This is a genomic window from Pseudomonas sp. UYIF39 (assembly GCF_029963765.1).
In the GTDB taxonomy this organism is placed as follows: domain Bacteria; phylum Pseudomonadota; class Gammaproteobacteria; order Pseudomonadales; family Pseudomonadaceae; genus Aquipseudomonas.
The window spans coordinates 131,623-152,847 of the sequence record NZ_JALBYU010000008.1; the positions used below are offsets into that span (position 1 = coordinate 131,623).

General features: G+C 57.6%; 16 protein-coding genes and 3 tRNA genes. 7 read left to right on the forward strand and 12 right to left on the reverse strand.

What is annotated here, in order from left to right; genetic code table 11:
- Window positions 1-84 precede the first annotated feature (84 nt).
- The 3 genes from MO767_RS13280 (at window position 85) to MO767_RS13290 (ending at window position 2,952) form a co-directional block, all read left to right on the forward strand.
- Complete coding sequence (locus MO767_RS13280) at window positions 85-1,194, forward strand: 2-aminoethylphosphonate--pyruvate transaminase (RefSeq protein ID WP_282480854.1); 1,110 nt, start codon at window positions 85-87, stop codon at window positions 1,192-1,194.
- Between the two features lie 194 nt (window positions 1,195-1,388).
- Entirely contained in the window at window positions 1,389-2,216 is an 828-nt protein-coding gene (gene phnX / locus MO767_RS13285) for a phosphonoacetaldehyde hydrolase (protein ID WP_282480855.1), read from the forward strand.
- 187 nt (window positions 2,217-2,403) lie between these two features.
- Window positions 2,404-2,952 (forward strand): cytochrome b, encoded by a 549-nt coding sequence (locus tag MO767_RS13290; RefSeq protein WP_282480856.1) that lies wholly within the window; start codon window positions 2,404-2,406, stop codon window positions 2,950-2,952.
- 10 nt (window positions 2,953-2,962) lie between these two features.
- On the opposite strand, the gene MO767_RS13295 is transcribed toward MO767_RS13290, so the two are convergent.
- Both MO767_RS13295 and MO767_RS13300 read right to left on the reverse strand, forming a co-directional pair.
- Window positions 2,963-3,880: a pyridoxal-phosphate dependent enzyme gene (locus MO767_RS13295; protein ID WP_282480987.1), complete on the reverse strand. Its 918-nt coding sequence runs from the start codon at window positions 3,878-3,880 to the stop codon at window positions 2,963-2,965.
- A gap of 50 nt (window positions 3,881-3,930) precedes the next feature.
- Window positions 3,931-5,970, reverse strand: a complete 2,040-nt coding sequence (locus MO767_RS13300; RefSeq protein ID WP_282480857.1) for an NADPH-dependent 2,4-dienoyl-CoA reductase — start codon at window positions 5,968-5,970, stop codon at window positions 3,931-3,933.
- A 209-nt stretch (window positions 5,971-6,179) separates the two neighbouring features.
- Here MO767_RS13300 and MO767_RS13305 point away from each other — a divergent pair, with 209 nt between their 5' ends.
- Together MO767_RS13305 and MO767_RS13310 are read left to right on the forward strand one after the other, a co-directional pair.
- Entirely contained in the window at window positions 6,180-7,310 is a 1,131-nt protein-coding gene (locus MO767_RS13305) for a carbon-nitrogen hydrolase family protein (protein ID WP_282480858.1), read from the forward strand.
- A 3-nt stretch (window positions 7,311-7,313) separates the two neighbouring features.
- On the forward strand, window positions 7,314-8,354 hold the full coding sequence (locus MO767_RS13310; protein ID WP_282480859.1) for an AraC family transcriptional regulator: 1,041 nt from the start codon (window positions 7,314-7,316) through the stop codon (window positions 8,352-8,354).
- Between the two features lie 350 nt (window positions 8,355-8,704).
- Here MO767_RS13310 and MO767_RS13315 read toward each other — a convergent pair whose 3' ends face one another.
- From MO767_RS13315 to MO767_RS13360, 10 genes are all read right to left on the reverse strand, one after another.
- A complete protein-coding gene (locus MO767_RS13315) occupies window positions 8,705-9,532 on the reverse strand; it encodes a DUF2242 domain-containing protein (protein ID WP_282480860.1) in 828 nt (275 codons plus the stop codon).
- A gap of 229 nt (window positions 9,533-9,761) precedes the next feature.
- Entirely contained in the window at window positions 9,762-11,633 is a 1,872-nt protein-coding gene (locus MO767_RS13320; RefSeq protein ID WP_282480861.1) for a SurA N-terminal domain-containing protein, read from the reverse strand.
- A gap of 233 nt (window positions 11,634-11,866) precedes the next feature.
- The gene (locus tag MO767_RS13325) at window positions 11,867-12,139 is read right to left on the reverse strand and encodes an HU family DNA-binding protein (RefSeq protein ID WP_002552737.1); all 273 of its coding nucleotides are present in this window, start codon (window positions 12,137-12,139) and stop codon (window positions 11,867-11,869) included.
- Between the two features lie 147 nt (window positions 12,140-12,286).
- Window positions 12,287-14,683: an endopeptidase La gene (gene lon, locus MO767_RS13330; RefSeq protein WP_027926069.1), complete on the reverse strand. Its 2,397-nt coding sequence runs from the start codon at window positions 14,681-14,683 to the stop codon at window positions 12,287-12,289.
- A gap of 161 nt (window positions 14,684-14,844) precedes the next feature.
- Complete coding sequence (gene clpX / locus MO767_RS13335; protein WP_007946893.1) at window positions 14,845-16,128, reverse strand: ATP-dependent Clp protease ATP-binding subunit ClpX; 1,284 nt, start codon at window positions 16,126-16,128, stop codon at window positions 14,845-14,847.
- Window positions 16,129-16,240: 112 nt separating this feature from the next.
- Window positions 16,241-16,876 carry an ATP-dependent Clp endopeptidase proteolytic subunit ClpP gene (gene clpP / locus MO767_RS13340; protein ID WP_046047575.1) on the reverse strand — a complete coding sequence of 212 codons (636 nt, stop codon included), beginning with the start codon at window positions 16,874-16,876 and terminating at the stop codon, window positions 16,241-16,243.
- A 93-nt stretch (window positions 16,877-16,969) separates the two neighbouring features.
- Window positions 16,970-18,280, reverse strand: a complete 1,311-nt coding sequence (gene tig / locus MO767_RS13345; protein WP_282480862.1) for a trigger factor — start codon at window positions 18,278-18,280, stop codon at window positions 16,970-16,972.
- Window positions 18,281-18,702: 422 nt separating this feature from the next.
- A tRNA-Leu gene (locus MO767_RS13350) sits at window positions 18,703-18,787 on the reverse strand.
- Window positions 18,788-18,841: 54 nt separating this feature from the next.
- Window positions 18,842-18,917, reverse strand: a tRNA-His gene (locus MO767_RS13355).
- Window positions 18,918-18,957: 40 nt separating this feature from the next.
- Window positions 18,958-19,034, reverse strand: a tRNA-Arg gene (locus tag MO767_RS13360).
- Window positions 19,035-19,313: 279 nt separating this feature from the next.
- Here MO767_RS13360 and folD point away from each other — a divergent pair.
- Both folD and mddA read left to right on the forward strand, forming a co-directional pair.
- Window positions 19,314-20,168 carry a bifunctional methylenetetrahydrofolate dehydrogenase/methenyltetrahydrofolate cyclohydrolase FolD gene (gene folD / locus MO767_RS13365; RefSeq protein ID WP_282480863.1) on the forward strand — a complete coding sequence of 285 codons (855 nt, stop codon included), beginning with the start codon at window positions 19,314-19,316 and terminating at the stop codon, window positions 20,166-20,168.
- Between the two features lie 205 nt (window positions 20,169-20,373).
- Window positions 20,374-21,156 (forward strand): methanethiol S-methyltransferase, encoded by a 783-nt coding sequence (gene mddA, locus MO767_RS13370; protein ID WP_282480864.1) that lies wholly within the window; start codon window positions 20,374-20,376, stop codon window positions 21,154-21,156.
- The last annotated feature ends 69 nt before the right edge of the window (window positions 21,157-21,225 follow it).

The window sequence follows — 21,225 nt, forward strand, 5'->3', positions numbered from 1 at the left end:
TAACAACAAACAATTTGATTGATAGCACGGCAAATTGCAATTTAAGCCCCGTAGCGTCATCCCATCGATTGCGAGGACACGAGAATGAGTACTGCCGAACCCATCCTGCTCACCCCCGGCCCACTGACCACATCGGCCCGCACCCGTCAGGCGATGATGGTCGACTGGGGTTCATGGGATGACCGCTTCAATCAACTGACCGCCAGCCTGTGCGAACAACTGCTGGCGATCATCAACGGCGGCGACAGCCACCACTGCGTGCCCCTGCAAGGCAGCGGCACGTTCGCGGTCGAAGCAGCGATCGGCACGCTGGTGCCTCGCGACGGCAAAGTGCTGGTGCTGATCAATGGCGCCTATGGCAAACGCCTGGCGAAAATCTGCGAAGTGCTCGGCCGCTCCTTCAGCACCTTCGAAACCGCCGAAGACGAACCGACCACTGCCGCCGACGTCGACCGCCTGCTGCGCGCCGACGCCAGCATCACCCACGTCGCGCTGATTCACTGCGAAACCAGCACCGGGATCCTTAATCCTCTGCCGGAAATCGCTCACGTCATCGCGCAACACGGCAAACGCCTGATCATCGACGCCATGAGCTCCTTTGGTGCCTTACCGATTGACGCGCAACAGGTGCCGTTCGACGCGCTGATCGCCGCCTCGGGCAAATGCCTGGAAGGCGTTCCGGGAATGGGCTTTGTCTTCGCTCGCAAAGAAGCACTGGCCAATGCCTCCGGTAACTCGCACTCGCTGGCGATGGACCTTTTCGATCAGCACACCCACATGGCCAAGACCGGCCAGTGGCGCTTCACTCCGCCGACCCACGTGGTCGCGGCGTTGCACGAAGCCCTGCTGCAATACAACGAAGAAGGTGGTTTGCCCGCCCGACATCAGCGCTACGCCAACAACTGCCAGGTGCTGCTCGATGACATGGCCAAATTGGGGCTGCGCAGTTTCCTGCCCGCCGCTATTCAAGCGCCGATCATCGTCACCTTCCACGCGCCGAAAGATCCGCGCTACCAGTTCAAGGAATTCTACGAACGCGTCAAGGCCAAGGGTTTCATCCTATACCCCGGAAAATTGACCCAGGTTGAAACCTTCCGCGTCGGCTGCATCGGCCACGTCAACCAGGACGAGATGCACGCGGCGGTAGCGGCGATCGCCGAAGTGCTGCGCGAGATGGAAGTTCTGGAAATCTGATTCACGACGACTTGTAGCAGCTGTCGAGCCTGCGAGGCTGCGTTCGGCTGCGAAGCAGTCGTAAACCCTGTCGACGCGGTTCACCTGAAACACCGATGTGGATGGTTTTACGACTGCTTCGCAGCCGAACGCAGCCTCGCTGGGGCTCGACAGCTGCTACACGGCTCTTCATTCCCCAATACAGGATTTGAGACATGAACTACAGCAACCCAACCAAGCTGCAAGCCGCCATCCTCGACTGGGCCGGCACCGTGGTCGACTTCGGCTCCTTCGCCCCGACACAGATTTTTGTCGAAGCCTTCGCCGAGTTCGACGTCCAGGTTTCCATCGAAGAAGCCCGCGGCCCGATGGGCATGGGCAAGTGGGACCACATCCGCACCCTGTGCGATCAGCCGCAAGTGGCCGAACGATATCGTAAGGTGTTCGGCCGCACGCCGACCGACGATGACGTCACCGCCATCTACAAACGCTTCATGCCGCTGCAGATCGAGAAAATCGCCGAGCACTCGGCCCTGATTCCGGGCGCGTTGGACACCATCGCCAATCTGCGCCAGCAAGGGATCAAGATCGGTTCCTGCTCCGGCTACCCGAAACAGGTCATGGACAAGGTTGTCGAGCTGGCCGCCACCAACGGTTACGTCGCCGACCACGTGGTCGCCACCGACGAAGTGCCTAACGGTCGCCCATGGCCGGCCCAGGCACTGGCCAACGTGATCGCCCTCGGGATCGATGATGTCGCAGCCTGCGTGAAGATCGACGACACCGTGCCGGGCATTCTTGAAGGTCGTCGCGCCGGCATGTGGACCGTGGCATTGATCTGCTCGGGCAACGCGCTGGGCCTGGACTACGAAGGTTACCGCGCCCTCGGCAGCGACCAACTGGCCAGCGAACGCAAGCGCATCCACGGGATGTTCGAAGGCTCGCGTCCCCACTACATGATCGACACCATCACCGATTTGCCGGAAGTAATCGCCGATATCAATAAGCGCCTGGCCAAGGGCGAGATGCCGCAAACCAACTGATTGCGACTGTCGCCTCATAAAAAAAGCGTCAGCTCCTTAACGGAACTGGCGTTTTTTTTTGGCCAACCTCCTGATCCAGAGCATTGAACATCCAAATAGCGGCAGGCAAATCCACCAAAGCGGATTACAGTTAAAGCACACCGACAAACAAGAACGGTGGTTTGACCTGACTTGTGAGGAACACCGTATGCCCTGGAAGAATTCCGACTCACGCTACAGCACCGTATCGATCGCGCTGCATTGGTTGATGCTGGTCCTGCTGGCGCTGGTTTATGCCTGTATCGAATTTCGCGGGGGCTTTCCAAAAGGCAGTGGTGGCCGGACGCTGATCACCGAATCGCACTTCTTGCTGGGTTTGTTGGTATTTGTCCTGGTTTGGCTGCGGCTGTTTGCTCGCAGCCTGGGCCCGGCACCGCAAATCTTCCCGGCCTCGCCTCACTGGCAGACCGTGCTGGCCAAATTGATGCACTGGGCGCTGTATATTTTCATGATCGCCATGCCGACTCTGGGCTGGCTGGTCACTAGCGCCAAGGGTCACCAAGTAATGTTCTTCGGCTTCGACCTGCCGTTGCTGGTCGCGGAGGACAAGGCGTTGGCCAAGCAGATACAGGGTTGGCATGAACTCGGCGGCACCCTTGGTTACTGGCTGATCGGTCTGCACGCCGTGGCAGGGATTTATCACCACTATGTAGTGGGCGATAACACCTTGCTGCGCATGATGCCCAAGCGCGGGTGAACCCCGCCGCTCACTGGAAACCCCGGCGGCCCTGCAGACCGCCGGTGTGGATAAAGATCAGGCGTGTACCCTTTTCGAATCTCCCCCCTTCTACTTGCTGCTTGAGCGCCAACAGGGCTTTGCCGGTGTACAGCGGTTCGAGGGGGATGCCGCTGGCCTGTTCGGTCTGATCGATGAATTCGAGCAACAGCGGATCGACTTTGGCAAAGCCGCCACGGCTGGCGTCGAACAATTCATAAGCGCAATGCTGTAAACCCGCCTCCCGCACAATCGACTCGACCTGCTGCGCTACACCATGATCGTCGGGCACCGCCAGTGCGCCATATACCGGGTGTTCGCTCGCCTCGGCCAGCACCAGACCGGCCAGGGTCGTGCCCGTTCCACAGGCCAGCCACCAGCCGTCGTAGTCGCTCCAGCCAAAATCGCTCAGATGCTCGCAGACCATTGTCCTCAGCGGCATGCAGCCCTTGGCTCCCCGCAAACCGCCGCCACCTTCCGGCACCGAATGCAGATCGGGATATTGCACCTGCCATGGTTGCCAGAAACCCGGCTCGTGCCGCGCTCGATAACCGCCATAACCGAGCCAATGCAGCTGCATACCGAACGCCTGCAAGTCTTTCACCGTCGGCGTTTCTTGTGGATGTCCACGCAGCAGGCCAACGGTGCGAAAACCAAAACGCTTGCCCGCCGCCGCCAGTGCATGCAGATGATTGGAGTGGGCACCGCCAAGGCTGATGATGCCTTTGGCACCGATCCGGTCAGCGGCTTTCAGGTGTTCGATGAGTTTGAACCACTTGTTGCCGCTGATCAGCGGGTCGATTTGGTCGAGGCGCAGGATCGCGACGTCGATGCCAGCGTTGGTCAGCCAGCCGAGATGAAGGGGGTCGAGGGGGGCCTGGGGTAGCCATTCGTTGGGCGGGAGAAGCATCGGTGCCGACTCTGGGTGAAGAGCCGGCATCTTAACAGCCGTTACGGAGATTACAGCTGAGCAGCCAGACGCGACCCCTGATTGATCGCGCGCTTGGCATCCAGCTCTGCCGCCACATCCGCGCCGCCAATCAAATGCACGTTCTGTCCGGCCGCCACCAGCCCCTCCTGCAATTCACGCAGCGGATCCTGCCCGGCGCAGATCACGATGTTGTCCACCGACAGCACTTGCGGCTCGCCGGTTTCGCCGATGCGGATGTGCAAACCCTCGTCGTCGATCTTCAGGTACTCGACGCTGTTGAGCATCTGTACCTGCTTGTTTTTCAGACCGGTGCGGTGAATCCAGCCCGTGGTTTTACCCAGGCCATCGCCGACCTTGGATTTCTTGCGTTGCAGCAGGAACACTTCACGCGCCGGTGCATGAGGCTCAGCCTTGATGCCGGCGACACCGCCGCGCGCCTGCAGATGCGTATCGATGCCCCACTCCTTCCAGAACGCCTCGCGATTCTGGCTGGTGGCCACGCCCTGGTGAACCAGGAATTCCGAGACATCGAATCCGATACCACCGGCGCCGATCACCGCGACGCGCTTGCCCACCGGTTTGCGCTCAAGGATCACGTCCAGGTAGCTCAGCACCTTGGCGTTCTCGACACCCGGAATCGCCGGAGTTCTTGGGGCGATGCCAGTGGCGAGAATGATCTCGTCGTAACCGCCTTCGACCAGTTGCGCCACATCGACGCGGGTGTTCAGGCACACCTCAACGTGGGTGGTCTGCAGTTTGCGGGTGAAGTAGCGCAGGGTTTCGAAGAACTCTTCCTTGCCCGGCACACGCTTGGCGATGTTGAACTGGCCGCCGATTTCGCTGGCCGAATCAAACAGCGTCACCTGATGACCCCGCTCAGCCGCCACGGTCGCTGCGGACAAACCCGCAGGACCGGCACCGACCACCGCGATTTTCTTGATCTGCTGCACCGGCAGGTAATTGAGTTCAGTTTCATGGCAGGCGCGCGGGTTGACCAGGCAACTGGTCAACTTGCCGCCGAAGGTGTGGTCCAGACAGGCCTGGTTGCAACCGATGCAGGTGTTGATTTCATCGGCACGGCCGGCAGCGGCCTTGTTGACGAAGTCCGGGTCGGCGAGGAACGGCCGCGCCATGGACACCATGTCGGCATCGCCTTCGGCGAGAATCTGCTCGGCGACTTCCGGGGTGTTGATACGGTTGGTGGTGATCAGCGGAATGCTCACCGAGCCACGCAGCTTGGCCGTGACTTTGCTGAACGCGCCGCGCGGCACTTTGGTGGCGATGGTGGGGATCCGCGCTTCGTGCCAGCCGATGCCGGTGTTGATGATGGTCGCACCGGCCTGCTCGATGGCCTTGGCCAGCGTCACGATTTCTTCCCAACTGCTACCGCCTTCCACCAGATCGAGCATCGACAAGCGGAAGATAATAATGAAATTCGGGCCTACCGCTTCGCGCACCCGGCGCACGATTTCCACCGGCAGGCGCATGCGGTTTTCATAGCTGCCGCCCCAGCGGTCAGTACGGTGGTTGGTATGGGCGGCGAGGAACTGGTTAATGAAATAACCTTCGGAGCCCATAATCTCGACGCCGTCGTACTCGGCCTGTTGCGCCAGGGTCGAACAGGTGACGAAATCGCTGATCTGCTTCTCGATGCCCTCCTCGTCCAGCTCTTTTGGCTTGAACGGGTTGATCGGCGCCTGTATGGCGCTCGGCGCAACTTGTTTCGGGCTGTAAGCATAACGACCGGCGTGAAGGATCTGCATGCAGATCTTGCCGCCCGCCTCGTGCACCGCGCGGGTGACGATGCGGTGTTTGAGCGCTTCTTCCTCGGTGGTCAGTTTGGCCGCGCCGGAGTACACCCCACCCTCGTCGTTCGGGCCAATTCCGCCGGTAACCATCAGGCCAACGCCGCCCCGGGCACGTTCGGCGAAGTACGCCGCCATGCGCTCGAAACCGCCGGGCTTTTCCTCGAGACCGGTGTGCATCGAACCCATCAGGGCACGGTTGCGCAGCGTGGTAAAACCCAGGTCCAGCGGGGCCAACAGGTGCGGGTAATGAGCGGCGGCCATCGGTAACTCCACATCGAGCGATCACGGAAAAAGTGCAGGAGCTCTTCGGCCCCCGTCAGTCATGTTGGACAGACTAAGAGTCGCGCCGCTGTCACTCAATGACCGTAACTGACAACTTATTGATCCAAATGTGCAGCGCCCCTTGGCAAGTACCGGCATCGGCCCTACCCTAGTCGCGAATCCTGCACACGGCCGTTGACTGTTTCCCCATGCGCAAACTTCTGTACCTGACCTTCACCATGGCATTGATTGCCGCCCTTACGACCTACGCCATGTGGGCCGCGGACCGCCCAGTGGGTCATTACCTGTCGGACCTGCGCATCAACCTTGCGGTCGACCAAGGCACACCCGCTGATCGCGGCAATTTGCTGGGCATCCAGCCCGAACTGTTTCCCACCGACTATCAAAGCCCCGAGCGCCTGCACCGCAAGCTGGCGGCTTATTTGCAGAAGGCCCAGGACCAGGGCCTGCTGAATGAAAAAACCATCGTCGTCCTGCCCGAACATGTCGGCACTTGGTTGATGGTCAGCGGCGAGAAAGATGAGCTGTACCAGGCCACCACGCTCAAGGAGGCCATGAACTGGCTGGCGGTCAGCAACCCACTGAAGTTCGTCCGCGCACTGATCAGCGCCACGGGCGACAGCCGTCTGGACGACGCGCACTTGCGCATGAAGGCCAAAGGCATGGCCAAGGACTACCAGGCGCTGTTTGGTGGTCTGGCAAAAGAATTCCACGTGACGTTGGTGGCAGGCTCCATCGTGCTACCCGAGCCCAGCATCATCGACGGCACCCTGAAAATCGGCCGCGGCGCGTTGTACAACAGCAGCGTGGTGTTCGGTCGCGATGGCCTGCCGATCGGCCAACCCCAGCGCCAGATGCACCCGATTTTCGATGAACATGAAGTCATCGCCGCCAATGGCGAGCATACGCTCAACGTCGTCGACACTCCGACCGGACGTCTAGGTGTGTTGATCGGCAGCGACAGCTGGTACCCGGACAATTACCGCAAGCTCGACGACCAGGGTGCGCAGTTCGTCGCAGTCCCGGCGTTTGTGGTCGGGCGCGGTACCTGGGACAAACCGTGGCGCGGTTACAAGGGGCTGTCGACGCCTGGCTCCGTCAGCCTCAAGGCCGGGGAACTCAGTGAAGGCCAGGCCTGGCATCGTCTGACACTCACCGCTCAACCGCCCAGCAGCCAGGCAATCGCCGGCATGAGCGTGTTCCTGCGCGGTCAGTTCTGGGATCAGGGCAGCGCCGGTCAAAGTTTTCTCAGCAGCAACGGGCAGCAGTTCGCCGACGGCAATGCCCGTGGCGCGCGTTTGCTGAACCTCTGGTTGTAACCGATGAAACCGTTGCCGATGCGCCTCGGCGATCTGTCGGTGGGCTTTGTTCATAGCCTGGCCGACGCCGTGCGCAGTCACGGTGTAGACCCTCAACCGCTGCTCGAACAATACGGCCTCGACGCGGCTCGCCTCAGCGAAGCGGGCGCCCGGCTCTCGATCCCGCGTTACATGCGCCTGGGCCACAGCGCCATTCAACTGACCGACAACCCGGCACTTGGCTTGCGCATGGGTCAGCTCAGTCGCCTGAGCCAGGTCGGCCTGGCCGGGGTCACGGCCGCTCAGGCGCCAACGGTGCGAGAAGCCGCGCGATGCCTGATTCGCTTCGAAGCCTTGTATGGCTCCAACTATCGCGGCCAATCGAGTTTTCACGAAGACGCCCAAGGTGCCTGGCTGCGGTTCTATTCCATCAGCCCTTACAACGCCTACAACCGCTTCGTGGTGGATTCGATCATCGCTGGCTGGTTGCAGCAACTGTCCAGCATAAGCCATGCCCCGGTGCGGGCCGAACGCATCGAGATCGAGTTCGATGAGCCAGATTACCGAGCGGCTTATGAAGTGCTGGGCGACGGCCCGATCCAGTTTGGCTGCGAGCACAATCAACTGCGCTTGAACCTTGCCAGCCTCGCCCAGCGCAACCCGGAACACTGCCCGAGCACCTGGCGACACTTGCTGCAACTGTGTGAGCGGGAACTGGAGCAACTGACACGCACCCGCAGCCTGCGTGAACGCATCACTCAGTTGCTGGGGCCACTGCTCAATGGTGGCCGGGAACCCGACCTGGAAGAAGTGGCGGCACGCCTGAAGCTGCCGACCTGGACCTTGCGCCGCAAACTCGCCGAGGAAGGCACGCAATTTCGCGCGATCCTCAATGACACGCGTCGCGACCTGGCCATGACCTACATCCGCGATACCGAACTGGCGTTCGGAGAAATCGCGTACCTGCTGGGTTTTGCCTCAGCCGAAGCCTTTCAACGGGCCTTCAAACGCTGGAGCGGCCAGACTCCCGGCGAGTTTCGCCGCAGTCATCGCCAATCCGCCTGACGCTTACAGCTCGGTAGCGTCTTCGGCCGGTTCCAGCGGGTCCAGTTCAAACGCCTGATACTCGAGCAGCTCTTCTTGATAATCGTCCATTTTGAATCCCCCACGGCTCGTTGAAAAAAACGCCTGAATAAATGGCCAGCGCCCCGAGCATAAAGTGCCCACGTGAAAGAAAAATGACGCAGGCACGCCGCTCAGCAGCTACTGAATAAAACGTAGCAGGCCGTCAGGAATTTATCACAGGATTTTTTCGATACAGGCCGTAGGACAACGGCCGGGGTTGACGCGGATCAATTTAAAAGCCGCTGCGGAATCGGTGTCGACTGACCCGTTCCCGCAGCGTCAGAGCACGATTACTGGCCTGAAACAGGAATGGCCGAAATAGGCTCGGTGGGTGGAGGCAGGCTTGATTGGGGCGGCGGAGTGACCGTTTCCGTGGTCGATGCCGGCTCGGCATTCTCGGCCGGAGCAATCGGAGCGGCTTCAGGCGGCGGTGCAACCGGCTCAGAGGCCGCTGGAGCAGCTTCGGCAGGTGTCGGCGCAGGTTCTGCCGCAGGTGCCGGGGTCGGCGCCGACGGAGCCGGTGCGGCCTTGGCTTCAGGCACGCCGAGATCGGGTTTCGGCTTATCCTTGATGTGCGCGGCCTTTTTCGCTTCCGGAGGCAGGAACAACTCGACCAAGGTGAAGAAACGCTCGTAGAACTTGGGCGACGATACGGTTTCGCTGGCAACCTTGACCATCGAGTCGTCGGACGAACCGATCGGCATCGACACAGAACCCAGCACGCCCACACCAACACTGGCGGAGTTGTTGGTCTTCTTCAGCGCATAACGATCCTGCAGGGCGTTGGCGAACATGGTCGCGTGACGCCCCTCACTGCCGTCATCGGCACAGACCACACTGAAGCTGATCTCCATGTGGCTCTCGCCGGTCTGCTGGAAGCTTTTGTGTCCGCTGACCAGTTTCGGGTCGGAGCTAGTGATGATGTAGCCCTGGCTGAGCAACGCCCGACGGGCGGCTTCGCACGTCTGCGCATCCGTCACCGGGTAGCTGCGCGAAAATGTTCCGGAGTCATCGAAGTTCTCATGCTCGTAGATAGGGGCTTTCTTCGACGAGCAGCCGGCCGCGGCGGCCAGCACCAACGCCAGCCCTGCAACACGCATGGGAAATGATTTAAACATTGAACATCCTGAGGAAAACGGTCCGGGGCGTATTGTGCAACAGATCGATGCTTAGCGGAGTATCGATTAGTGTCTTAAAACAGTTACAAGTCTACTGACTGTCATTTACAGGAAAAAGTCGCTCGGTAAATACTCAGGCGACGGATAACCCGTGCGGCTTTTATTTCACCCACAAAAAACCCCAGCCTTTCGGCCGGGGTCTTTGTGTCGCGCAAAACTCAGTCAGGCATCAGAAGCGTTTGATCTCAGCCTGGTTTTCCAGCAGTTTGCGGTAGGCCGCAAAGTCTTGCTGGCCAATGCGCGAAGCGAGGAAGCGACGGTATTGAGCCTTCTCTTCTTCGGTCGGCGCAGCCGCTTCGTTCACGCCGTTCAGACGCACAATCACCAGGCTACCATCGGCCAGGGTCACGCTGCTGAAGGTCGGCTTGTCCTTGGCGGCGGGCTTCGGCATGCGGAACAGCGCCTGCAGCACGGTGGGGTCAATCCCTTCCTGGCCACGAGTAGCTGCCTGGGTCACTTTCCAGTTCTGACCGTCGATCGCCTTGTCCAGCGCAGTCTTGCCATCGCGCAGGCTGACAATCAGCTCTTCAGCCTTGGTCTTGGCGGCAGCACTGGCGTGCTCCTTGGCCAATTGCACACGAATACTGGCAGCAACGCTTTCCAGCGGCAGTTGCGCAGGCTTCAGGTGCTCCTTGGCGCGGAGCACGATCACGGTTTCCGGATCGAGCTCGATGGCGGTGCTGTTGGCACCCTCATTCAGCACTTCGGGACTGAACGCAGCAGTAACCACGGCACGGTTCGCCGCAACACCTTCGCCACCTTCACGGCCGAACGGTTTGGACGTATGAACAGTGAGCTTCAGGTCCTGCGCCGGCTGAGCCAGATCAGAGGCTTCGAACGACGAGTCTTCCAGTTGCTTGGTCGCCTCGACGAAACGCTGCTCGACCTGCTGGGTTTTCAGCTCACGGGTCAACTTGTCTTTCAGGCTGGCGAGCGTCGGTACTTCAGGAGCTTCGACACCCAACAGCTTGATCAGGTGGAAACCGAAGTCGGTGCGGACCGGCGCCGAGACCTGATCCTTGGCCAACGCATACAGCGCTGTTTCGAAGGCTGGATCGTAGACACCAGGACCGGCAAAGCCGAGGTCACCGCCGTTGTTCGCCGAACCAGGATCCTGGGAGAGCTCCTTGGCCAGCGCTTCGAACTTCTCGCCTTTCGCCAGACGCGCCTGAATCTCTTCGATCTTGGCCTTGGCTTGCGCTTCGGTCACCTTGTCGTTCACTTCGATCAGAATGTGCGCGGCCCGACGTTGTTCGGACAGGTTCGCGGTTTCTTTCTGATACGCCGCTTGCAGGTCTTCGTCCTTGACGCTGACCTGATCAAAGAAGGAAGCCTTCTTCAACTCCAGGTAATCAATGACCACCTGATCCGGCGTCATGAATTCCTTGGCGTGTTCGTCGTAGTAGGCTTTGACTTCATCGTCGGTCAGCTTCACAGCCGCCGGGTCAACCTTGACGTTCAGGGAAGCGAAATCGCGGGTCTGTTTTTCCAGACGGGCGAATGCCAGAACCTGTGCGTCGGTGACGAAACCGCTACCTGCCAGACCAGCGCGCAACTGACCGATCAGCATTTCCTGAGCCAGCATCTGGCGGAACTGCATGCGGCTGTAGCCGAGCTGGCGAATAACCTGGTCGAAACGCTCAGAACTGAACTTGCCATCCACCTGGAATTCAGGCGTTTGCAGGATCACCTGATCCAAAGCAGCTTCGGAAAATGCGAACTTCGAGTTTTCTGCGCCTTGCAGCAGCAGCTTGCGATCGATCAGGCCTTTGAGAGCCGATTCGCGCAGCATTTTTTCATCGAGCAAGGAAGCATCGAAATCCTTGCCCAGCTGTTGCATAAGCTGACGGCGTTGCATATCGACCGCCTGGCTCAGCTCGTTCTGGCTGATTTCTTCGCCATTGACCTTGGCCGCATCATTTTTGTGCGTCGTGGCCTTGAAGATGGCGTCGAAACCGGTCAAAGCCATCAGTGCAACGATGACCCCGATAATGGTCTTGGCAATCCAGCCTTGTGAATTGTCCCTGATATTCTGCAGCATGCGTCCCCCAGAAACGGTTGAACTTCAAAATTAGGCAACCGTGGAGCGTGGGTAGAATCCGGATAGAAGAAAGGCGCATCCGAGGATGCGCCTTCTCGTAACTGGCGGAGCGGACCGATGACTCGAACTTGCGAGCCTCGGCGTCTCGGATCGGCGACTCGCCGACTGGACTACCGCTCCGCTGCCAAGTCAGGCATGACCCCGACCCGGATAGGCAAAAACCTGAATCGAACTTAGTTGACAGCTTCTTTCAGTGCTTTACCGGCTTTGAAACCTGGTTTTTTAGCGGCTGCGATTTCCAGCGTCTTACCGGTCTGTGGGTTACGACCAATGCGAGCTGGACGATCAGTTACAGAGAAAGTACCGAAACCAACCAGAACAACAGAGTCGCCAGCCTTGAGAGCGCCAGTGACGGATTCGATTACAGCGTCCAGCGCACGGCCAGCAGCAGCTTTCGGGATATCAGCGGATGCAGCGATAGCATCAATCAGTTCCGACTTGTTCACTCTAAGTCCCCTTATATCTATTTGAGTATGATTCTAAGTTTTTTGGTGAAAGCAAAAACGAGTGCTGAATGGCCTACAGACACTTAAGAGCCGCTTTATAACAAGGGCTCTAAAAAGCTGTCAACAAGCCACCCAAGCAAATGCGTACTAATGCGTGCTAATTCTTTCCTTAGAGTCAGACTCGCGTTTTTCATCCTTTGCAACTATCTCTGGAGCTACATCTGGCAAGGGCTCCGGCGCGTATTGCAGCGCAATTTGCAGGACCTCGTCAATCCATTTAACCGGTTTAATCTGCAGATCTTGCTTGATATTGTCAGGAATTTCCTTCAGATCGCGTACGTTCTCTTCAGGAATGATCACCGTTTTGATTCCGCCACGGTGAGCAGCGAGCAGTTTTTCTTTCAAACCGCCAATTGCCAGCACCTGACCACGCAGCGTAATTTCGCCAGTCATGGCGACGTCCGCGCGCACAGGGATCCCGGTCAATGCCGACACCAGAGCCGTGCACATGCCCACACCGGCGCTAGGGCCGTCCTTCGGGGTCGCCCCTTCCGGCATGTGGATGTGCGTGTCGCGCTTCTCGTGGAAGTCCAGGGGAATCCCCAGGCTCTTCGCGCGACTGCGAACAACGGTCAGGGCCGCAGTGATCGATTCGACCATGACGTCACCCAAAGAACCGGTCTTGATCAACTGGCCTTTACCCGGTACTACTGCGGCTTCGATAGTCAGCAATTCGCCACCCACCTGAGTCCACGCCAGCCCGGTGACCTGACCGATCTGATCCTGCGATTCGGCCAGACCGTAGCGGAATTTGCGCACCCCCAGGAAGTGCTCCAGCATCTCGGCAGTGACCTTCACCGAGAAGCGTTTTTCCATTGCATGCTCTTTGACCGCCTTGCGGCAAACCTTGGCAATCTGGCGCTCCAGCCCACGTACACCGGCTTCGCGGGTGTAGTAGCGGATGATGTCGCGAATCGCTTCGGCGTCGAATTCCAGCTCGCCTTTTTTCAAACCATTGGCAGTAATCTGCTTTGGCGAAAGGTATTTGACGGCGATGTTGATCTTTTCGTCTTCGGTGTAACCCGGCAGACGAATCACTTCCATCCGGTCCAGCAAGGCTGGTGGAATGTTCATGGAGTTCGAGGTGCAAAGGAACATCACATCGGACAGGTCGTAGTCGACTTCCAGATAATGATCGTTGAAGTTGTGGTTCTGCTCAGGGTCGAGCACTTCCAGCAACGCCGACGCCGGATCGCCACGCATGTCGCTGCCCATTTTGTCGATTTCATCGAGCAGGAACAGCGGGTTGCGGACGCCCACTTTTGTCATCTTTTGAATCAATCTTCCTGGCATCGAACCGATATAAGTACGGCGATGACCACGAATTTCCGCTTCATCACGCACACCGCCGAGGGCCATGCGCACGAATTTCCGGTTGGTGGCGTGAGCAATCGACTCCGCCAGAGAGGTTTTACCCACCCCCGGAGGACCGACCAGGCACAACACCGGACCACGAATTTTCTTCACGCGTTTTTGCACTGCGAGGTATTCGAGGATCCGCTCTTTGACTTCTTCCAGACCATAGTGGTCTGCATCGAGAATGTCTTCTGCGCGCGCCAGATCCAGACGCACTTTGCTCTGAGCCTTCCACGGCACCTGAACCAGCCAGTCAATATACGAGCGCACCACGGTCGCTTCCGCAGACATTGGCGACATTTGTTTTAATTTGTTCAGTTCACCCTGGGCTTTGGCCAAGGCGTCTTTCGGCAGACCGGCGGCATCGATGCGCTTTTTCAGCTCTTCGATTTCGTTGTGGCCTTCGTCGCTGTCGCCGAGCTCTTTCTGAATGGCCTTCATCTGCTCATTCAGGTAGTACTCGCGCTGGCTGCGCTCCATTTGTTTTTTGACGCGACCACGAATGCGTTTTTCGACTTGCAGCAGGTCGATCTCGGCATCCAGCAACGCCAGAACGTGCTCGACCCGGGCCGACAAATCGATGATTTCGAGGATTTCCTGCTTCTGCTCGATTTTCAGGGCCATGTGTGCGGCCATGGTGTCGACCAGACGGCCTGGTTCGTCGATGCTGTTGAGCGACGACAGGACTTCAGCCGGGACTTTCTTGCCCAGCTGCACATATTGTTCGAACTGAGCGAGCAGGCTGCGGACGAATACTTCCGACTCGCGCTCAGGCGCGTCGACTTCGTCGATCAATGAGACTTCGGCACGGCAGTGGCCGTCCACTTCGCTGAAACGCTCAACAGCGCCCCGCTGCTCACCTTCAACCAAAACCTTGACCGTGCCGTCCGGCAGCTTGAGCAGCTGTAGAACGGTAGCGATGGTACCTACGCGATAAAGTGCATCTTCACCGGGATCGTCGTCAGCAGGGTTTCTCTGAGCCAGCAGAAGGATCTGCTTGTCGCCCGTCATCGCTGCCTCGAGGGCTTCGATGGATTTCTCGCGCCCCACGAACAGCGGGATAACCATGTGCGGATAAACCACAACATCACGCAATGGCAGGAGAGGCAATTCGATGGTTGTCTTCATGATTTCGCCTCTACGGCGGCCATAAGGCCGTAAACAGATGGAAGTGAGCTTGAAACCAAGATGGGGGCTACCTTCAAAAAAAACAAGCTTAAAGAAGGTGTTAAAACGCGCAAAAAGCAAAGGGGCCCGAAGGCCCCTTCTTTATTCCAGCAGCGTGACGCTTAGGCGTCTGGCGCTGCCTTGGCAGCCGGCTCACTGTTTTCGTAGATATACAGTGGCTTGGACTTGCCTTCTATAACGCTTTCGTCGATCACTACTTTACTCACCTCGGACTGCGAGGGGATTTCATACATAGTGTCGAGCAATACACCTTCGAGAATCGAACGCAGTCCACGGGCACCGGTTTTACGTTCCAGGGCACGCTTGGCGACCGATTTCAGAGCGTCGGCCCGGAATTCCAGGTCCACACCTTCCATCTCGAACAGCTTGGCATACTGTTTGGTCAGAGCATTTTTCGGCTCGGTGAGAATCTGCATCAACGCAGCCTCATCAAGCTCGTCCAGCGTGGCAAGTACCGGCAGACGACCGACGAATTCCGGGATCAGCCCGAACTTGACCAGATCGTCAGGCTCGACTTCACGCAGGGACTCACCGACTTTCTTGCCTTCTTCCTTGCTGCGCACTTCCGCGTTGAAACCGATGCCGCCCTTGGTGGAACGGTTTTGAATAACCTTTTCCAGACCGGAGAACGCACCACCGCAGATGAACAGGATGTTACGGGTGTCGACCTGAAGGAATTCCTGCTGCGGATGCTTGCGACCACCTTGAGGCGGAACGGAAGCGACCGTGCCTTCAATCAACTTGAGCAGGGCCTGCTGTACGCCTTCACCGGAAACGTCCCGGGTGATCGACGGGTTGTCAGACTTGCGCGAGATCTTGTCGATCTCATCGATGTAGACAATGCCCATTTGGGCCTTTTCTACGTCGTAATCGCACTTCTGCAGCAGCTTCTGAATGATGTTTTCGACATCTTCACCCACGTAACCCGCCTCGGTGAGGGTGGTTGCGTCGGCGATGGTGAACGGAACGTTCAGCAAGCGGGCCAGTGTTTCGGCAAGCAGGGTTTTACCCGAGCCTGTCGGGCCGATCAGCAAGATGTTGCTCTTGCCGAGTTCGACATCGTCATTCTTTTTGTCACGCTGGTTCAGGCGCTTGTAGTGGTTGTACACCGCTACGGCCAGAACCTTTTTCGCACGCTCCTGACCAATCACGTACTGATCAAGGATGCCGCTGATTTCTTTAGGCGAAGGCAATTTATGCGCGCTGCTTTCGGCCTGGGCTTCCTGCACCTCCTCACGGATGATGTCATTGCACAGGTCGACGCACTCGTCGCAGATAAAGACCGAGGGGCCGGCAATCAATTTGCGCACTTCATGCTGGCTTTTGCCACAGAAGGAGCAATAGAGCAGCTTGCCGTTGTCCTCGCCGTTGCGGGTGTCAGTCATTCGTTCGATCCAAATCCGATAGGCTTGCAACACAAGATGAAGGCTATTGCGGGCTTTTTCAAGCCCGCTAGTGATCGGACGCGCCGACCAACCCTATTTTGAGCTGCTTATTTTAAGCGGGGCGCTGGCTGATCACTTCATCGATCAACCCGTATTCACGCGCTGCCTCTGCACTCATGAAATTATCGCGGTTGGTATCGCGCTCGATTTCTTCAAGAGTGTGCCCGCTATGCTTGGCCATCAGCGTGTTGAGACGCTCACGAATGAAGAGGATTTCCTTGGCATGGATTTCGATATCCGAAGCCTGGCCCTGGAAACCGCCCAGCGGCTGGTGAATCATCACACGCGAGTTCGGCAGGCAGTAACGCTTGCCGGGGGCACCGGCCGTCAATAGAAACGCGCCCATGCTGCACGCTTGACCGATACAGGTGGTCGACACGTTTGGCTTGATGAACTGCATGGTGTCATAGATCGACATGCCCGCCGTCACCGAACCGCCCGGGGAGTTGATATAGAGATGGATGTCCTTGTCCGGGTTTTCCGCTTCAAGGAACAGCAGTTGCGCACAGATCAGGTTGGCCATGTAGTCCTCTACCGGACCAACCAGAAAGATCACTCGCTCCTTGAGAAGGCGTGAGTAGATGTCATAGGCGCGCTCGCCACGAGCAGACTGCTCGACAACCATCGGGACCAGGCCGCCTGCGGCCTGGATATCAGAGTTCTGCTGAATATACGAATTACGGAACATGCTCTGCAGTCACTCCCAAATAGTTATGTCTTGAATACGCATAAGCCAGCACGAAGGCTGGCTTATGGTGTGTACTTCTTACCGCAAAAACGATCAGTCGGCTTGTGGAGCTTCTACCGGCTTGACTGCTTCTTCGTAAGAGACCGATTTGTCGGTCACGCTAGCTTTCTGCAGAACAGTATCCACAACTTGCTCTTCCAGCACAACCGAACGGACTTCGTTCAGTTGCTGGTCGTTCTTGTAGTACCAGGACACAACCTGCTCAGGCTCTTGGTAAGCCGACGCCATTTCCTGAATCATTTCACGAACGCGGGCTTCGTCAGGCTTGAGGTCGAATTGCTTGACCACTTCAGCCACGATCAGACCCAGCACAACGCGACGCTTGGCTTGCTCTTCGAACAGTTCGGCCGGCAGTTGCTCAGGCTTGATGTTGCCACCGAACTGCTGAACAGCCTGCACGCGCAGACGGTCAACTTCGTTGGACAGCAGAGCCTTAGGCACTTCGATCGGGTTGGTGGCCAGCAGACCGTCCATTACTTGATTCTTGACCTTGGATTTGATCGCCTGACGCAGTTCACGCTCCATGTTCTTGCGAACTTCGGTGCGGAAGCCTTCCAGACCGGTTTCCTTGATGCCGAATTGAGCGAAGAATTCTTCGGTCAGCTCTGGCAGTTTTGGCTCGGAAACAGTGTTCACAGTCACGGTGAACTCAGCGGTTTTGCCTGCCAGGTCGAGGTTCTGATAGTCCTCTGGGAAGGTCAGGTTCAGAACGCGCTCTTCGCCGGCTTTAGCGCCAACGAGACCGTCTTCAAAACCAGGGATCATGCGGCCGGAACCCAGAACCAGCTGAGTACCTTTGGCGGAACCGCCAGCGAACACTTCACCGTCGACCTTGCCAACGAAATCGATGTTCAGCTGGTCTTCGTTTTGAGCAGCGCGATCGGCCACTTCGAAACGGGTGTTCTGCTTGCGCAGCACTTCCAGCATTTTGTCCAGATCGGCATCAGCCACGTCAGCGCTCAGGCGCTCAACCGCGATACCGTCGAAACCGGCAACGGTGAACTCAGGGAACACTTCGAAAATCGCGACGTATTCCAGATCTTTGCCGGCTTCCAGCGATTTCGGCTCGATCGAAGGAGCGCCAGCCGGGTTCAGCTTCTGCTCAACGACAGCTTCGTAGAAAGAGGACTGGATCACGTCGCCGACCGCTTCCTGACGTGCATCAGCACCAAAACGGCGCTTGATTTCACTCATTGGCACTTTGCCTGGACGGAAGCCAGCAATCTTGGCCTTTTGGGCAGTCTGCTGCAGACGCTTGTTGACCTGAGTCTCGATGCGCTCAGCCGGCACGGTGATGCTCATGCGGCGCTCAAGAGCAGAAGTATTTTCAACAGAAACTTGCATGGATATTCCTCGTTGCACAGACGTTAGCCGGCCGTTTCCGACCCCAGAATCAAGGGCATGCATTCTAGTGGGTCAAACTCAAGAAGTCACCCTACTGAAAACGGGTAAAAAAGCAGCAGGCAATTTATAGGCGGGGACAAACGGTTGTGCCTCGCCCTGTTAGCAAATACAGCCAATCATGCCAGAGCTCTGCACCAATCCTTCTATATATAGAAGACATCGGCAATCCATCCCTGACAGTCGACCCCACAAGGGGACCAACGGGCGAATCAGCATCATCGAGAAACATAAATCCGACGATCCGAGGCGCCCTCTCGACCCAGAACCTGCGGCCGCTTTGAAAATTCAGACTTCTAAAACAAAAACGGCGCAGCCCTTTTCAGGTGCTGCGCCGTTTTCTGCTATTAAATAGCTACTTGTAATGGTGCGGACGGAGAGACTCGAACTCTCACACCTTGCGGCGCTGGAACCTAAATCCAGTGTGTCTACCAATTCCACCACATCCGCATCAAGCTTTTAAAGCAAAGGCGCCAGACTGTTAATCTGGCGCCTTTCTAAATATGGGGTGGACGAAGGGGATCGAACCCTCGACAACGGGAGTCACAATCCCGTGCTCTACCAACTGAGCTACGCCCACCATATTGCCATGTTGCGTTACTTGTGCCAAAGCTGCCTAATGGCGCACCCGGCAGGACTCGAACCTGCGACCATCCGCTTAGAAGGCGGATGCTCTATCCAGCTGAGCTACGGGCGCCTTGTTAATCTGTATTCTTGGACGATTACAAACTAAGTGCTTTCAGTCTCACCGAATTAAACATCAACTCTGCTCGACCTTCTTAACCAGTGCTAGGCTGTGCCCGACAAGTGCGACGAATGTTATAGGTGACCCTGAAGGTCGTCAACTCTTTTTTAAAAAAAATTCATTTAATTAAAGGGGTTAGGGGAATTTGCAGACCAAGCGCCTTTGCCCTCACCTCATGACATGCGAGAATACGTTCTCTTTTTTTCCCCTCTCGATGGTTAATCACGCGCAATGACTGCACAACTAATCGACGGCAAATCGATCGCCGCCAGCCTTCGCCAGCAGATCGCCAAACGCGTCAACGAGCGTCGCCAGCAAGGTCTGCGCACGCCCGGTCTCGCGGTGATCCTGGTCGGCAGCGATCCCGCCTCTCAGGTTTATGTCTCGCACAAGCGTAAAGACTGTGAAGAGGTTGGCTTCATTTCCCAAGCCTACGACCTGCCTTCCGAAACTACTCAAGAAGCGCTGACCGATCTGATCGATCGCCTGAATGACGACCCGGCAATTGATGGCGTTCTGCTTCAGCTTCCTTTACCTGAACACCTGGACGCCTCCAAATTGCTGGAACGCATTCGTCCAGACAAGGACGTCGACGGTTTCCACCCTTATAACGTCGGCCGCCTCGCCCAGCGTATTCCGCTGCTGCGTCCGTGCACCCCTAAAGGCATCATGACGTTGCTGGAAAGCACCGGTGTCGATCTCTACGGGATGGACGCAGTGGTTGTCGGGGCTTCCAATATTGTTGGCCGCCCGATGGCAATGGAATTGCTGCTGGCCGGCTGCACCGTGACCGTCACCCACCGCTTCACCAAGGATCTGGCAGGCCACGTCGGTCGCGCCGATCTGGTGGTGGTCGCCGCCGGCAAGCCGGGGCTGGTAAAGGGTGAGTGGATCAAGCAAGGCGCGATCGTGATCGACGTCGGCATCAACCGCCAGGAAGACGGCAAACTGGTCGGTGACGTGATCTACGACACCGCCCTGCCCCGCGCCGGCTGGATCACTCCAGTCCCGGGTGGCGTTGGTCCGATGACCCGTGCGTGCCTGCTGGAAAATACGTTGTACGCAGCCGAAACACTGCACAGCTGATTCCACCGGCTACGCCGAACACGCAAGAAACCCCGCTATTGGCGGGGTTTCCTGTTTTCAGACATGGCTCAAGTAATGCCCCTCAAGGACTGCTGGTCAGAGAAACGGCGAAAATCCCATACCGCCCTAGACTGGTACTCGAAACATCCTCATAAACCGTAGACGCGAATCGGGAAGTACGCGCAAAGCCTGGAAGACATCACGTATGAATCCCCCTAACCTGACCGGACATCGCTTTTTCGTTTTCTCTGTAAAACTGGCTGGCTTGCTTTACAGCCTCTTGTGCTACCTGTTTTTCCTGCTGACCGTTCTATATCTGATCGGATTTCTCGCAGGCATCGGAGTCCCCAAAGATATCAATTCAGGACCAGGCAACACATGGCCTCTGGCAGTGCTGGTTGATGCCATTCTGATTACGTTGTTCGCCGCACAACACAGTGGCATGGCGCGAAAAAACTTCAAGCGATGGTGGATGAGGTTCATCCCCGCCACGCTGGAGCGCGCTACGTACGTACTATCCAGTTGCCTGGTGCTCACCTTGTTGTTTGTGCTTTGGCAGCCTATCGCAACGCCCGTCTGGAAGGTCGAATCGCCTTGGGGCAAAGGGCTGCTCATCTCACTGTTCTGGCTAGGCTGGGGCATCGCGCTATTGGCAACCTTCCTGATCAGCCACTTCGAGCTATTCGGTGTGAAGCAAGCGCTTTATGCCTGGCGCAAGCTCATCCCCGAAAAGCCCACCTTCAAATCGCCATGGCTCTACAAACTTGTCCGCCATCCCTTGTACCTCGGCTTCCTGATTGCATTCTGGGCGACGCCCGACATGACCGCCGGGCATCTTCTGTTTGCGATACTCAGCACCTTCTACATCCTGATCGGCGCGCACCTGGAAGAAAAAGACCTGGTCGAGTCACTTGGGGAGGAATATCAGCGCTATCAGCAAGAGGTCGGAATGCTTGCGCCCAAGCGGAACCAGACCAAAGGGCACTGAGCACAAAAACCACCCGCAATCTCAGCCACCCACAATGTCTGAGACTAAACACGATGTAAGTATCTCCCC

Coding starts and splice junctions, on each gene's coding strand:
- MO767_RS13305 (WP_282480858.1), top strand. CDS start 6,180: ATGCGCAAACTTCTGTACCTGACCTTCACCATGGCATTGATTGCCGCC.
- phnX (WP_282480855.1), top strand. CDS start 1,389: ATGAACTACAGCAACCCAACCAAGCTGCAAGCCGCCATCCTCGACTGG.
- MO767_RS13295 (WP_282480987.1), bottom strand. CDS start 3,880: ATGCTTCTCCCGCCCAACGAATGGCTACCCCAGGCCCCCCTCGACCCC.
- MO767_RS13315 (WP_282480860.1), bottom strand. CDS start 9,532: ATGTTTAAATCATTTCCCATGCGTGTTGCAGGGCTGGCGTTGGTGCTG.
- folD (WP_282480863.1), top strand. CDS start 19,314: ATGACTGCACAACTAATCGACGGCAAATCGATCGCCGCCAGCCTTCGC.
- MO767_RS13280 (WP_282480854.1), top strand. CDS start 85: ATGAGTACTGCCGAACCCATCCTGCTCACCCCCGGCCCACTGACCACA.
- mddA (WP_282480864.1), top strand. CDS start 20,374: ATGAATCCCCCTAACCTGACCGGACATCGCTTTTTCGTTTTCTCTGTA.
- lon (WP_027926069.1), bottom strand. CDS start 14,683: ATGAAGACAACCATCGAATTGCCTCTCCTGCCATTGCGTGATGTTGTG.
- MO767_RS13310 (WP_282480859.1), top strand. CDS start 7,314: ATGAAACCGTTGCCGATGCGCCTCGGCGATCTGTCGGTGGGCTTTGTT.
- clpP (WP_046047575.1), bottom strand. CDS start 16,876: ATGTTCCGTAATTCGTATATTCAGCAGAACTCTGATATCCAGGCCGCA.
- MO767_RS13300 (WP_282480857.1), bottom strand. CDS start 5,970: ATGGCCGCCGCTCATTACCCGCACCTGTTGGCCCCGCTGGACCTGGGT.
- tig (WP_282480862.1), bottom strand. CDS start 18,280: ATGCAAGTTTCTGTTGAAAATACTTCTGCTCTTGAGCGCCGCATGAGC.
- MO767_RS13320 (WP_282480861.1), bottom strand. CDS start 11,633: ATGCTGCAGAATATCAGGGACAATTCACAAGGCTGGATTGCCAAGACC.
- clpX (WP_007946893.1), bottom strand. CDS start 16,128: ATGACTGACACCCGCAACGGCGAGGACAACGGCAAGCTGCTCTATTGC.
- MO767_RS13290 (WP_282480856.1), top strand. CDS start 2,404: ATGCCCTGGAAGAATTCCGACTCACGCTACAGCACCGTATCGATCGCG.